Source organism: Pseudonocardia wallangbongensis, from assembly GCF_054486945.1.
Window position 1 is genome coordinate 162,701 of record NZ_JBRERS010000005.1, and the last position, 12,920, is coordinate 175,620.

The 12,920-nt window shown below is 71.8% G+C and carries 15 protein-coding genes; 10 read left to right on the forward strand and 5 right to left on the reverse strand.

Features of this window, described 5'->3' with window-relative positions; all coding sequences use genetic code 11:
- Positions 1 to 139: 139 nt before the first annotated feature.
- Both ACU436_RS19680 and ACU436_RS19685 read left to right on the forward strand, forming a co-directional pair.
- Entirely contained in the window at positions 140 to 262 is a 123-nt protein-coding gene (locus ACU436_RS19680) for a hypothetical protein (protein WP_459028151.1), read from the forward strand.
- Positions 259 to 1,035: a PIG-L deacetylase family protein gene (locus tag ACU436_RS19685; RefSeq protein ID WP_459027295.1), complete on the forward strand. Its 777-nt coding sequence runs from the start codon at positions 259 to 261 to the stop codon at positions 1,033 to 1,035. The genes ACU436_RS19680 and ACU436_RS19685 overlap by 4 nt, the downstream gene beginning before the upstream one ends.
- A 38-nt stretch (positions 1,036 to 1,073) precedes the next feature.
- On the opposite strand, the gene ACU436_RS19690 is transcribed toward ACU436_RS19685, so the two are convergent.
- The 3 genes from ACU436_RS19690 to ACU436_RS19700 all read right to left on the reverse strand — a co-directional run bounded on the left by ACU436_RS19690 (position 1,074) and on the right by ACU436_RS19700 (position 3,266).
- Entirely contained in the window at positions 1,074 to 1,385 is a 312-nt protein-coding gene (locus ACU436_RS19690; RefSeq protein WP_459027297.1) for an EthD family reductase, read from the reverse strand.
- 132 nt (positions 1,386 to 1,517) lie between these two features.
- Positions 1,518 to 1,919: a DoxX family protein gene (locus ACU436_RS19695; RefSeq protein ID WP_459027299.1), complete on the reverse strand. Its 402-nt coding sequence runs from the start codon at positions 1,917 to 1,919 to the stop codon at positions 1,518 to 1,520.
- Between the two features lie 33 nt (positions 1,920 to 1,952).
- The gene (locus tag ACU436_RS19700) at positions 1,953 to 3,266 is read right to left on the reverse strand and encodes an MFS transporter (protein WP_459027300.1); all 1,314 of its coding nucleotides are present in this window, start codon (positions 3,264 to 3,266) and stop codon (positions 1,953 to 1,955) included.
- Positions 3,267 to 3,372: 106 nt separating this feature from the next.
- On the opposite strand from ACU436_RS19700, the gene ACU436_RS19705 reads away from it, so the two are divergent.
- Positions 3,373 to 4,254 (forward strand): PaaX family transcriptional regulator, encoded by an 882-nt coding sequence (locus tag ACU436_RS19705; protein WP_459027302.1) that lies wholly within the window; start codon positions 3,373 to 3,375, stop codon positions 4,252 to 4,254.
- Here ACU436_RS19705 and ACU436_RS19710 read toward each other — a convergent pair.
- The gene (locus tag ACU436_RS19710) at positions 4,245 to 4,892 is read right to left on the reverse strand and encodes a TetR/AcrR family transcriptional regulator (protein ID WP_459027304.1); all 648 of its coding nucleotides are present in this window, start codon (positions 4,890 to 4,892) and stop codon (positions 4,245 to 4,247) included. The two genes, ACU436_RS19705 and ACU436_RS19710, sit on opposite strands and share 10 nt — an antisense overlap.
- A gap of 104 nt (positions 4,893 to 4,996) precedes the next feature.
- Between ACU436_RS19710 and ACU436_RS19715 the strand changes: the two genes are divergently transcribed.
- From ACU436_RS19715 to ACU436_RS19740, 6 genes are all read left to right on the forward strand, one after another.
- Positions 4,997 to 6,043, forward strand: a complete 1,047-nt coding sequence (locus ACU436_RS19715) for a medium chain dehydrogenase/reductase family protein (protein ID WP_459028153.1) — start codon at positions 4,997 to 4,999, stop codon at positions 6,041 to 6,043.
- Between the two features lie 65 nt (positions 6,044 to 6,108).
- The gene (locus ACU436_RS19720) at positions 6,109 to 6,660 is read left to right on the forward strand and encodes a TetR/AcrR family transcriptional regulator (protein WP_459027305.1); all 552 of its coding nucleotides are present in this window, start codon (positions 6,109 to 6,111) and stop codon (positions 6,658 to 6,660) included.
- 16 nt (positions 6,661 to 6,676) lie between these two features.
- Positions 6,677 to 7,276, forward strand: coding sequence for an ABC transporter permease (locus ACU436_RS19725; RefSeq protein ID WP_459027307.1), 600 nt, complete (start codon positions 6,677 to 6,679; stop codon positions 7,274 to 7,276).
- A 78-nt stretch (positions 7,277 to 7,354) separates the two neighbouring features.
- Positions 7,355 to 7,840 (forward strand): MarR family winged helix-turn-helix transcriptional regulator, encoded by a 486-nt coding sequence (locus ACU436_RS19730; protein WP_459027309.1) that lies wholly within the window; start codon positions 7,355 to 7,357, stop codon positions 7,838 to 7,840.
- 356 nt (positions 7,841 to 8,196) lie between these two features.
- The gene (locus ACU436_RS19735; RefSeq protein ID WP_459027310.1) at positions 8,197 to 8,883 is read left to right on the forward strand and encodes a response regulator; all 687 of its coding nucleotides are present in this window, start codon (positions 8,197 to 8,199) and stop codon (positions 8,881 to 8,883) included.
- Between the two features lie 12 nt (positions 8,884 to 8,895).
- Positions 8,896 to 10,263: a sensor histidine kinase gene (locus ACU436_RS19740; RefSeq protein WP_459027312.1), complete on the forward strand. Its 1,368-nt coding sequence runs from the start codon at positions 8,896 to 8,898 to the stop codon at positions 10,261 to 10,263.
- Positions 10,264 to 10,266: 3 nt separating this feature from the next.
- Here the strand turns inward: ACU436_RS19740 and ACU436_RS19745 are convergent, their stop codons facing one another.
- Positions 10,267 to 11,580, reverse strand: coding sequence for a right-handed parallel beta-helix repeat-containing protein (locus ACU436_RS19745; RefSeq protein WP_459027314.1), 1,314 nt, complete (start codon positions 11,578 to 11,580; stop codon positions 10,267 to 10,269).
- 316 nt (positions 11,581 to 11,896) lie between these two features.
- Here ACU436_RS19745 and add point away from each other — a divergent pair, with 316 nt between their 5' ends.
- Complete coding sequence (gene add, locus ACU436_RS19750; RefSeq protein ID WP_459027316.1) at positions 11,897 to 12,919, forward strand: adenosine deaminase; 1,023 nt, start codon at positions 11,897 to 11,899, stop codon at positions 12,917 to 12,919.
- Position 12,920: the final 1 nt, after the last annotated feature.

Genomic DNA, 12,920 nt, shown 5'->3' on the forward strand with positions numbered 1-12,920 from the left:
GGTCCGGGCCGCGCGGCCGACGTTCGCATACTTCATGCTGGAAGCGAGCGATGCTCCGCAGCCTGCGTGCCCCGGCGGGATCGATCATCGCCGGCCACGTGAACGACGGGGGTTCTGGATCGTCGCGAAGTACTTCACCATGTCGGTCGAGGACACGCTGAGGATCCGGACGTTGCTGGAGACGATCCTGTCCGTCGTGGGGTTCGCGACGGCGGGGCCGATCTGGCCCGTCGTCCAGGAGAGAGGACGGCCAGCCCGATGACCGAACTGCTGCCTACCCTGCCCGAGGAGTCCTTCCGGCGCGTGCTGTGCGTCGTCGCGCACCCGGACGACATGGAGTACGGCACCTCCACCGCCGTCGCGCGCTGGACGGCGCGGGGGATCGAGGTCGGTTACCTGCTGCTCACCCGGGGGGAAGCGGGCATGCCGAACCCGCCGGAGGAGACCGCACGCCTGCGCCTCGCCGAGCAGCGGGCCGCGTGCGCGGCCGTCGGTGTCGAGCGCCTCACCGTGCTGGAGCACCCCGACGGCATGCTCGTCTACGGCCTGGACCTGCGCCGCGACATCTGCCGGGAGATCCGCCGGTTCCAACCGGACGCGGTGGTCGGATCCGGGTACGCGGTCGAGACGCCGATGGGCTACGACCAGGCCGACCACCGTGCCGCCGGCCTGGCCACCCTCGACGCGGTGCGCGACGCCGGGAACCGGTGGGTCTTCGCCGAGCAGGTCGACGACGAGGGACTCGAGCCGTGCAGCGTGCGCTGGATCCTCATCCCCGCGATCGCCGGCGACCCCGGCGTGACCCACGGCGTGGACGTCACCGGCGAACCGCTGCGACGCGGGGTCGCGTCCCTGGAGGCACACGCCGGATACCTGGCCGCGCTGCCGGACCATCCCGCGCCCGCGGACTTCATCCCGACGTTCCTCGCGCTGAACGGCAAGGAGATGGGGGTCGAGCACGCGATGCTGTTCCGGGCCAGCGACCTGCAGGCGCCGCCGGCGCTCCCCGCCGAGGACACCGGCGCCGACACCTGAGGTCGAGGGCCGCTCGGTCGGGGAGGGCGCCGGCCCCGTCAGACGACGGTGACGGCCGGTCCCGCCATCAGCGCCGCGCCGGCCGTCGCGAAGTTGGCCAGGTCGGCCCCCGCCGCCTGCCCCTCCGGCGTCGACATGCCCGCACCGTGGGCCGCCTCGGACTCGAACTCGAGCACAGCCACGAGGTAGTACGGCGGCTTCGCACCGTCGGGGCCCGGTCCCGGCCGCGTCATCGTGTAGCGCTGCAGGCCGGGGATCCTGGCAGCGAGAGGCGCGTGGACCTCGTCGTAGTGCTTGTCGAACTTCGCCGGGTCTTCGGGGTGGTTGTACAGCACGGTGACCTGGAACACGAGGGACCTCCGCTACCGGGCCCGCGGCGCCCGCGGGATCACGCCCATCTCTAGTGGATCGATCCCGGCTGCGATACGGGCTCCCACGATGTGGGAGCACGGCCGGGCATCGAGGTCGGCTGACCGGCCTCGTCAGCTGCCCGCGAGCAGCCAGCCGGCGGCGAGCGCGGGCACGAGGTAGAGCAGCGGGAACGGGATGTGGCCGTAGGAGCGGGCCCGGACGACCGTGATGACGGCGCCGGTGAAGTACAGGAACAGGCCGACGGCCGCGGCGACGCCGATCCCGGGGACGGCGAGGCCGGCGAGCAGGCCGGCGGCGCCGAGTGTCTTGGCGGCGGCGAGCCACGGCCACCAGCCTTCGGGAACGCCGTACTCGACGAGGTTGTCGACCACGAAGGCCTTGCGGGCCAGCAGGGCGTAGGCGGAGAAGCCGGTCCAGGCGGCGGCGAGAACGGTGACGACGGTCGTGACGGTGCCCACGGTGGGGTCCTCTCGGTCCAGGCGGCCACCCGGGTGCGGGAACCGCTCTGGCACGTTGACACCGTGCGGGTCGGGAGTGTGACCGGCCTACGCGGGTGCGCGGCTCGTCGTGGCGTCCCCCGTGGAGCGCAGGTCGGCCCGCGAGGTCTCGCCGAGGGTCAGGAGGCAGACGACGCTCAGCAGGCAGCAGGCGGCGATGATCAGCGAGACGACGACCGTGCTGGCCCCCCCGGAGAGCACCGCCGCGAACGTGACGGGCGCGAGACCCGCACCGGTGCCGGCGATCTGGTAGCCGAGCGAGGCGCCCGTGTAACGCGCCCCGGTGGAGAACAGCTCGGCGTAGAGCGCGGCGAGCGGCCCGTGCAGCGCGGCGTGGAGCACGCCCTGCCCGACCACGACGGCCAGCCAGAGCAGCAGCGTGGAACCGCTGTCGACCAGCGGGAAGAGCACGAAGCTCCAGATGCCGGTGCCGATCGCGCCGGCGAGCACCACCGGCCTGCGCCCGACCCGGTCGGACAGGGCGGAGTAGCCGATCACCCCGATGACGGCCACCACGGAGGAGACGGTGAGCGCGGTGAGCACCGCCTGCCGCGTGAAACCGGCCCCGACCGCGTAGGAGATCACGAGCGTGGTCAGCGTGCTCTGCGCGACGAACGAGCCGAAGCCGATGCCGATGGACAGCGCGAGGCTCCGCGGGTGGTTGCGCAGCACCTCGACCAGCGGAGGCCTGCTGGGCAGTGTGGTGGCCGCCTCCCGGAAGACCGGTGTCTCCTCCACCCGGGCCCGGATGAACAGGCCGACGACCAGCAGCACGGCGCTGAGCAGGAACGGGATCCGCCAGCCCCAGACGAGGAACTGCTCCTCACCCGAGATGGCGGTGGCCGCGGCGAGCACGAGGGTGGACACGACCATTCCCGCCGGCCCGCCCGCGTTCGTGAAGCTCGCCCACAAACCACGGCGCGAGTCGGCGTGCTCGGCCGACATCAGCACACCCCCGCCCCATTCGCCGCCGACCGCGATTCCCTGGGCGATGCGCAGCACTATCAGCAGGATCGGGGCGAGCGCGCCGATCTGGGCGTAGGTCGGCAGGAGGCCGATGAGCACGCTGGCCACGCCCATCATCGACATCGTCACCATCAGCATCCGCTTGCGACCGATGCGGTCGCCGAAGTGGCCGAAGATGATGCCCCCGAGCGGGCGGGCGAGGTAGCCGGTGGCGAGCGTGCCGAAGCTCGCGACGGTGCCGACGAGCGGGTCGAGGTCGGAGAAGAACACCCGGTTGAACACGACGGCGGACGCGGTCGCGTAGAGCAGGAAGTCGTAGTACTCGATCACCGTTCCGATGAAGCTCGACACCACGGCGCGGCGGAGCTGAACGGTGGAGTGGGCGGGATGCGCCATTGCGATGCCCTCTCGAATGGGTGGGGACGAACTTTATGCGTGATCAACACGCTCGTCAAGAAGATGTCTAACGTCCGGAATACCGGCGAGCTGCGAAGATGGCGGGATGACGAGCAGTGCCCGGCCCCTCGGGCCGGCCGATGGCGCGGACGACCAGTCCGGGCTGCCACAGGTCCGGCCCCAGACCCACGTGCTGATGTTCAGCGGGATCCACCTGGGTCGCCCGGGCACCGCGATCGCCACCGCCGGGTTGATCGACGTGCTGGCCCGGGTCGGGGTCGGGGAGCACGCGGCGCGCGCGACGGTCGCGCGGATGACCACCAGGGGCGTGCTGCAGCGGCAGCGGCGCGGGCGGCGCGTCCACCTGTCCCCGACGCCGTCCGCCCGCGCCGCCCTCGAGGAGGGTGGTGTCCGCGCCTGGCAGTCGCCGGTGAACCGCACGTGGGACGGGCAGTGGACGCTGCTCGGCTTCTCCCTCCCGGAGAGCAGGCGGGCGGATCGTCACCTGCTGCGGTCACGGCTGCAGTGGGCGGGCTTCGGAATGCTGCAGAGCGGGCTGTGGGTCGCTCCGCGGGCCGTCGACGTGGAGCGGCTGCTCGAGGAGCTGGACGTGCTCGGCCACGTCAGGGTCTTCCGGGCCCACGTCGACGCGCCGACCCGGGTCGCCGAGCTCGTCGAGGACGCCTGGGACGTCACCGGGATCGCCCGCGGCTACGAGGACTTCCTCGCCCGCTGGGACCGTGCCGACCCGCTGCCGGGGGTGCCCGACGACCTCGCCCGCCAGCTCTGGCTGCACGGCGAGTGGAGCCTGCTCGCCCGGCGCGACCCGGGCCTACCGGTGGAGTACCTGCCGGCGGACTGGCCTGCGGTGCGTGCCGAGCACGTCGCCCTGCGGTTGCGGGCGCAGTACGAGCCTGCCGCCGAGTCGCTCGCGGCCGAACTCGTCGAGATCAGACAGATGGCTGACGACCGCCACGATCATGAATAACTTCGGCGTAGGTGTGCCAGCGCGCCGACGAGGCGTTCGGTGATGTCCGGAGGCCACGGAAAGCTGACGGTCACGGACTGCTGGTGGGCGAGCCCGTGTAGACCGACCCACAGCGCGACCGCGTCGGCGGACAGGTCGGTGCTGGTGGCGATGCCCGCGGCGACGCAGTCGCTCAGGACCTCGGCGAGCAGCCCGAGGCTGTCCAGGCCCAGCGCGTGCATGTCCGCCTCGGTGATGGAGCTCGCCTCCAGGTCGGGCATCCAGAGCCCCCCGAACATCGTGCGATAGCGCCCGGGACGGCTCCGCGCGAACTCCAGGTAGGCGGTGCAGACGGCGAAGAGCCGTTCCCGGGGATCGTCGCCCGCGGCGTCCCGTGCGCGGTGCAGATCCGCATCCAGCTCGTCGAAGGCCTGCTGGACGACGGCCAGCATGATGCCGGGCTGGTCGGCGAAGTGGCGGTAGATCGAGGGTGCCGTGATCCCGACCCGGCGGGCGACGGCGCGCAGCGTCACCGACGTCTCGTCGCCGGTCTCGTCGAGGAGTGCGACGGCGCCGGCCACGATGTCGTCGCGCAGTCGCGCGCCCTCGCCGCGGCGGTTGCGCGTGCGGGTGGTCGACGTGGCGGGCTCCTCTGACATGCCGTCAGCTTACACCTGAAAACTTACTTGTGTTTGTCTTGCGCTCTGTAGGTGAACGTGTGTAGCTTTACGGCCGTAAGCTTACCTACGTGAACGGAGCTGACATGGACCGCACCGCCGTCACCACGCACATCACCGAGGTCGTCCTGCCGGGCAAGGTCGAGTCGAACGGCCTGGAGGTGCGCAGGCGCGAGCTCCCGGCACCGGCCGCGGGCCAGGCCGTCCTGCGCATGGACGCGACCGGCGTGTCGTTCGCCGAGCAGCAGATGCGCCTTGGCAAGTACTACGACCAGCCGCCGTTCCCGTTCGTTCCCGGCTACGACGTGGTCGGCACGGTGACCGCCGTCGGGCCGAGGGTGGATCCCACGCTGGTCGGGCACCGGTTCGCCGCCGCCACCAAGATCGGGAGTTGGGCCTCCCACCAGCTGATCGACGTCGCCGACCTGGTGCCCGTGCCGGACGGCGTGGACGCGGCCGCCGCCGAGACCGTGGTCGTCAACGGGATCACGGCGTGGCAGATGCTGCACCGCGTCGCCCGGGTCCGCTCCGGGGGGACGATCGTGGTGCTGGGCGCCAACGGCGGCGTCGGGACGACGCTCGTCCAGCTCGCGCGCCACGCCGGGATCACGGTGATCGGTACCGCGTCGAGCCGGCACCACACGGCTGTGCGCGAGCTCGGCGCGACGCCCGTCGACTACCGCGACCCGAACATGTACCAGCGGATCCGCGAGATCGCGCCGGACGGCGTGGACGCGGTGTTCGACCACGTCGGCGGCCCCGGGATCACCGAGTCGTGGCGGCTGCTGCGCCGTGGCGGGGCGCTGGTGTCCTACGGCACCGCCGCCACGAAGGACGAGGAGGGCGACTCCCGGCTCCCGGTGCTGCTGCTGTTCGCCCGCCTGATGGCGTGGAACCTGCTGCCCAACGGCCGGTCGGCGCGCTTCTACAACTTCTGGGCGGGGCGCCGCCGCCTCGACGCCTTCCGTGCCCGGCTGCGCGACGACCTCAGCAGCGTGTTCCGGCTCCTGGCCGACGGTGTCCTCACCGCGCAGGTCGCAGGCCGGTTCCCGCTCTCGGAGGCCGGGTCGGCCCTGGCGCTGGCCGAGTCGCGCACCGTCGCCGGCAAGGTCGTCATCGTTCCGGACGCGTGATCGCCGTGGCAGCCGGCCGCCGCACCCGCATCCGGCCGAGGAGCCGCCGCGGAGAGGGTCGGCTGTTGCGCACCGAGATCCTGGCCGCCGCGGCGGAGCTGCTCGACGCGGGTGGTGACGAGCGGGCGGTGACGCTGCGCGCAGTGGCCCGCCGGGTCGGGATCTCCGCCCCTTCGATCTACCCGCACTTCCCCGACCGGCCCGCCATCGTGCTGGCCGTCGTCCGGCAGGGCTTCGTCGAGCTGGCCGACCGGATCCGCTCGGCGATCGACTCGGCCGATGACGATCCCCGCCTCCGGCTGGTCGCCGCCTGCCGCGCGTACGTCGACTTCGCGGACAGCCACCCCGAGCGGTACCGCGCGATGTTCGACCGCGCCCACGCCCCGGAGGATCCGACCGCCCTCGGTGCCGAGCCGGTGCGGATCCTCACCGAGACCCTGACCGAATGCGTCGCCGCCGGCCGGTCCACCAGCACCGACCCGGATGCCGACGCGATCGCGCTCTGGATGGGCCTGCACGGTCTCGCCCACCAGCACGCCGTCGCGACGTCATACCCCTGGCCGGCGGACATCGTCCGCCGGATCGCCGCTCCCCTGTCCCGTCTCGTCGTCACCTGACCCCATCGGAGAGATCATGAACGCCGCGACCCTGCCCGCCCCGGCCACCGTTCCCGCCACGACCGGCGGCGACGTCGACAGCCGCGCCGCCTACGTCGGCTTCGGGCTCGCCTACGTCCTCGGACACGGCGCCTCCGCGGTCTCGCTGGGCCCCGACCCGTTGGTCGCCCTCCCCGCCTGGCTGCCGATGACCCTCCTCGGCGCCGGCCTCGTCGCCGGCTCCGTCTTCGCCATGCTCGCGGCCAACCGGGCCCAGCGCGGCGCGAGCCGGCACGACCTCCTGTCCGGGAAGCTGCTGGGGCTCTCCTGGATCAGCGCCTTCGCCGCGCTGTTCCTCGCCATCACCGGTCTCACCGCCGAGCTGGGCCGGCCCGACCTGCAGACGATGCTGTGGCCGACCTGGTCGGGCTTCCTCGTCGGCGTGCTCTACCTCGGCGAAGGTGCCGCCCGCCGCAACGTCCTGCACTACGGCCTCGGTACGTGGCTCGCCCTGACCTCCACCGCAGCCCTGTTCCTCGGGATCCCCAGCCTGTTCTGGGTCCTCACCGTCGCCGGTGGTGGCGGGTTCGCCGTCGCGGCCGTCCTGGAACGTCGCCGGCTCGCCGCCCGCGGCTAGTGTCCCAGCCCGGACGGTTGCGCCCATGCACGTGATGCGCTGTCGCACACGGTGCCCCGGGACGTGCACACTGTCGCGATGGCGAGCGCGCAGCCGGAGCCGGTGGACGAGGTCGACGCGGTCATGCTCGCCGCCCGGGTGCTCGTCGGGGTGAGCGCGCGATCGGTCGCCATGGTCGAGGACGTCGTGACGCTGCCGCAGCTGCGGCTGCTCGTGATGGTGATGAGCCGCGGGCCGCTGAACCTGGCCGCGGTCGCGGACGGGCTCGGCATCCACCCGTCGAACGCCACCCGCGCCTGCGACCGCCTGGTCGCCGCTGGCCTGCTGGACCGCCGCGACAACCCCGCCGACCGCCGCAACCTCCTGCTCGAGCTCACCCCGTCCGGACGCGAGCTCGTCGCCCAGGTGATGGCCCACCGGCGGGTCGCGATCGCCGAGATCCTCGACCGGATGCCGGCCGCTCGGCGGCGCGCGCTCACGAACGTCCTGCGCTCCTTCGCCGCGGCGGCCGGTGAGCTGCCCCACCGCGACGTCTGGGCGTTGGGCTGGACGACGTCCGACTGATCCCCCGGCGCGGACTCCGCGCGCGTCGGGTCGGTAGCTCCCAGGGACCGGGGTGGGTGGCCGGAGCCCCGGGAGCCGCGCCCCAGGCCGGATACCGCCCTCGCCGGATCGGGTCGGCCCCGTCGCCTCCACCGCTCCCGGCCATCCGGCACGAGGCCTGCCCGTGCCGATCTCGGGCTGCCGGCCACCCGCACCTTTCTATCCGGCACACCGTGGCAGCGGCGAGGGGGCGGAGCCCATCGTCAGCTCCTCGTCAGGTCGGCATCTGCCGGGCGAACCTGACGGTCGACTTGCGAAACGGCTCAGGCGCGGGACCCGACGACCGCGTGCTCGGTTGATCGGCGAGAATCCACGTCGTGGAGGCCCGGCTCCTGTTGGTGGAGGACGACGAGCGGATCCGGCAGGCCCTCGGGCTGGCGCTGGCGGACGAGGGCTGCGACGTCGTGGAGGCCGCGTCGGGGGAGGAGGCGCTCGGCCTGCTCGGCACCACCCCGGTGGACGTCGTCCTGCTCGACCTCATGCTGCCGGGAGTGGACGGCCTCGACGTGTGCCGGACCCTTCGCGCCCAGGGCGACCTTCCGATCATCATCGTCTCCGCCAGGACCGACTCGGCGGACGTCATCCAAGGGCTGGAAGCGGGCGCCGACGACTACGTGACCAAACCACTCGTCGCGGGCGAGCTCACCGCGCGCATCCGTGCGCTCCTGCGCCGCCGGCACCACCCCGGCGAGCCGCGGCGCTCGCTCGTGATCGGCGACGTCGAGATCCTGCCGGAGGAGGACGTGGTTCGCCGGTGCGGCGCCGAGGTGCACCTCACCCGCACCGAGTTCCGCCTGCTCGTCGAGCTCGCTGCCGCGGAAGGGCGCGTCGTGACCCGGGAGGAGCTGCTCAAGCGCGTGTGGGGATACGACTACTTCGGTGACACCCGGCTCCTGGACGTCCACATCCGGCGGCTGCGCCGCAAGATCGAGCGCGATCCCGACGAGCCCGAGCGGGTGCTCACCGTGCGCGGCCGCGGATACAAGGCGGGCAACGCCGGGTAGGGCGAGGCCAACGTGTCGATCCTGCGGCTCACGCTCCGCTGGCGGGTGGCCACGGCCTTCGGGCTGGCCTCCCTCCTGCTCGCCGGCGCGCTCGCCACCGCGACCTGGAACCTGGCGGGCGACTACATGCTGGGGCAGCGCGAGATGAGCGCCGCCCGCCAGGCCGAGGTCAACGTCCGGCTCATCGACGACTCGCTGAAGTCCGGTGCGGAGGGTCTCGACGAGCTGCTCGCCGGCCTGACGTCCGATTCCGACTCCACCGTGCTCCTGTCGCGACCCGAAGGGTGGATCACCAGCGGCCGCCGGGTCGACCCGGCGGCCCTGCCCGAATCACAGCTGGCTCGCGCGCGGAGCGGCGTCCCGGAGACCGAGCGGCTCGTCGTGGAGCGGGTCCCGGTGGTCGTCGCCACCTTCCCGGTCGCGACCGGCCCCGACGTCTACGTCGAGCTCTTCCCGCTGGTGGAGTTGAACCGGACGCTCAGCTTCCTCGGCATCGTTCTTGCGAGCGGGGTCGCGGCGAGCGGCCTGCTCGGCTTCGCCCTCGGTGCGTGGGCGAGCAGGCGCGCGCTGCGCCCACTGGCCGACCTGACGGCCGCCGCGGCCGGGATGGCGCGGGGGGACCTGCGGACCCGGCTCCCGGGCTACGCGGACCGGGACCTCGCCGCCCTCGCCACGGCGTTCAACGACACGGCCGAGGAGCTGGAGTCGCGGGTCCGGAGGGACGCGCGGTTCGCCGGCAACGTGAGCCACGAGCTCAGGTCGCCGCTCACGACGATGGCGAACGCGGCCGCCGTGCTGCGCCGCCGCCGGGACGAGTTCACGGGAACGGCCGGCCGGGCGCTGGACCTGCTGCTGTCAGAGGTCGATCGGTTCGAGCGGATGGTCGTCGACCTGCTCGAGATATCCCGGGACGACCAGGAGTCCGGCGACCTGAGCAGCGAGGTCGTGGACCTGGGAGAGCTGGTGCGCAACGTCCTCGACGGGCGGCCGGTGGCACCGCGCACCGTAGAGCTCGCGGACCAGCCGGTACTGGTCCACGGCGACCGGCGCCGGATCGACAGGACCGTGGCCAACCTGCTCGACAACGCCGACAGGTATGCGGGAGGCCCGGTACGGGTGGCGGTCCTGCGGCGGGCCGGGCGGGCGCGGCTCGAGATCGACGACGCCGGGCCCGGGGTGGACGCGGAGCTGCGGGACCGGGTGTTCGAGCGCTTCGCCCGCGGGACGCAGGCCGGGCAGCGGGGTCAGGGCTGGGGCACCGGGCTCGGGCTCTCGCTCGTCGCACAGCACGTCCGGTACCACCGGGGCTCGGTGTGGATCGAGGACCGGCCGGGCGGCGGGGCGCGCTTCGTCGTCGAGCTCCCGGAGACCGAGCGGTGACGGTCAGCGGGCCATCATGTCGCCCTCGGTGTTGTCGAACACCTGGTTGTCGCCCTGGTCGATCGGGTCCCCCCGGACCACCATCCCGATGCGGTTGCCGAAGACGACGTTCTTCGTGAGGTCGAACCCGCTGATGGTGTCGATGTAGATCCCGTACCGGCCGTTCCGCCCGATCGAGTTGGCGCGCACCGTCGTGGTGGCGGTCTCGCTGACGAGCCGGATGCCGTCCTTCTTGTTGCCGCGCAGCTGGTTGCCCTCGACCAGGTTGTCGCGTGATGTCTGGGCGAGGCCGACGCCCGACTCGTTGTTGTCGTAGACCTTGTTGTTGCGGATGGTGTTCTCGTTGGAGTCGTTGATGTTGATGCCTTGAGCGGCGTTGCCGAACGACTCGTTGCCCTCGATGATGTTGTGGTCGGAGTCCTGGTACATCACGATGCCGTGGTGCTTGTTGTTGTAGACGATGTTGTCCCGGATCACGCTGTCCGTGCATTCCTCGGCGAGGATGATCCCGTGCTTCCCGTTGTCGTGCACCACGTTGCGCTCGATCACCAGATTGCGTGAGTGCGTGTGCGGGTCCACCCCGTACAGCACGTTGTCGTGGAACTCGTTGTCCGTGACCTCGAGGCCGTCGATCTCGTACGAGTACAGCCCGTAGTAGAGCTGGGAGATCACGCTGTTCTTGATGTGACCCGTGGTCCCCTCGGTCCGCCAGGACAGCCCGTAGGACTCCACGGCACCGGAACCGAGGAACCGCAGCTCGGCGTCGTCGATCGTCATCGTGGCGCCGTCGCGGGCGAGGAAGAAGCTGCGACCGTCCTTGTAGTCCTCGTCGACCCGCTGGGTGCCGTCGTCCCACGACGTGACGCAGGATCCGGCGATCGAGATGCCGCCGCCGAGCGCCGTGATCGCCGTGACCGCGCCACCGCCGCTGGCCATCCTGAGCCAACGCACGTCCGGTGCGCTGATCTGCAGTGACGCACCGGCGAGCACGCTGATGCTGGCGTCGAGCAGCCACGTGCCCGGCTCGACCTCGTGCAGGAGGGAGTCGTTCACCTCGTGGCTCAGCGCCGGGATCGAGACGTTCTCGCCGCGCGCCAGCGTTATCGTTCTGGTGGCCCGGTCGTAGCGGACGTCGATGTCGGACGAGTCCGCGGTGGCGTTCGACGGGCCGGCCTTCGCGTCGCGGGAACACGGCTTGGCCGGGTCCACGGACTTGTCGGCGGGCACCTCCCGGCGCGGTATCGGATCCGGTGGTGTCGAGCACGCGCTCATGAGTAGCGCCAGCACACCGACGAGGACCACAGTCAGAAGGGTCACTTTCGACGTTCTCACGGGCGACAAAGCTCCCTCCCAGGTCCCTGCATCTCGCCACGTCGGACGTTAGTGAGGGCCGGCGGGTGGACCGACGCCCGCTCGATGAGGTGACGTGTCCCGTCGATACGCCTCTGACCTGCGGGAGAACCGGCCGGGACGCGACGATCGACGCGCGCCTGGGCCGGGGCGCAGACGCGCGGGGAGCACCTGACGATCAGCTGACGAAAGCACCCGTCGCCCCTCGACCGCCGGTCGCTCGGGTGCCCATCCGGCTCGTCGGCGTCGCGACGAGGCCGGCACCTGGAGCACGATGCGGGGTATGGACGTGGAACTCAGCGAGTTCGTGGCCGGACTGCCGAAGTGCGAGCTGCACGTGCACCTGGAGGGAACCCTCGAGCCGGAGCTGAAGCTCGCCCTCGCCGAGCGGAACGCGGTGGACATCGGGCAGCGCACGGTCGAGGAGGTCCGCGCCACCTACCGGTTCGACTCGCTGGCCTCGTTCCTCGCCGTCTACTACCCGGCGATGGACGTGCTCGTCACCGAGCAGGATTTCTACGACCTCGCGCACGCCTACCTCGTGCGGGCGGCGTCGCAGAACGTCCGCTACGCGGAGATGTTCTTCGACCCGCAGGTGCACATGGGACGCGGGGTGCCGTTCGAGGTCGTGATCCGCGGCTTCCACCGCGCCCTGCAGGACGTCGAGCGCGACCTCGGCGTGGCCGGCGCGCTCATCATGTGCATCGTCCGCGACCTGCCGGCCGAGAGCGCGATGGAGGCGCTCGACGCGGCGCTGCCGTTCAAGGACCGCATCCTCGGCCTCGGTCTCGACTCCGACGAGCGGGGCAACCCGCCCGCGAAGTTCGCGGACGTGTTCGCGAAGGCCCGCGCCGAGGGTCTGCACCTCACGATGCACTGCGACATCGACCAGGAGGACACCACCGAGCACATCCGGCAGGCACTCGAGGACATCCGGGTGGAGCGCCTCGACCACGGCACCAACGTCGTCGAGGATCCGCGGCTGGTGCAGGTCGTTCGCGACCGCGGGATCGGGCTCACCTGCTGCCCGATCTCCAACGGGTTCGTGACCGGCGACATGAAGGCCCCCGTGATCGCCGGGCTGCTGCGCGACGGGGTGCGCGTCACCGTGAACTCCGACGACCCGGCCTACTTCGGCGGCTATGTGGCCGAGAACCTGCTGATGGTGGCGAGGGTCGCCGACCTGACCCCTGCCGAGCTCGTGCAGCTCGCGCGCAACGCGTTCGAGATCGCATGGCTGTCGGACGAGCAGCGCGCCCGCTACCTCGACGAGCTGGCCGAGTACGCGGCCTCGGACGGTGCATGAG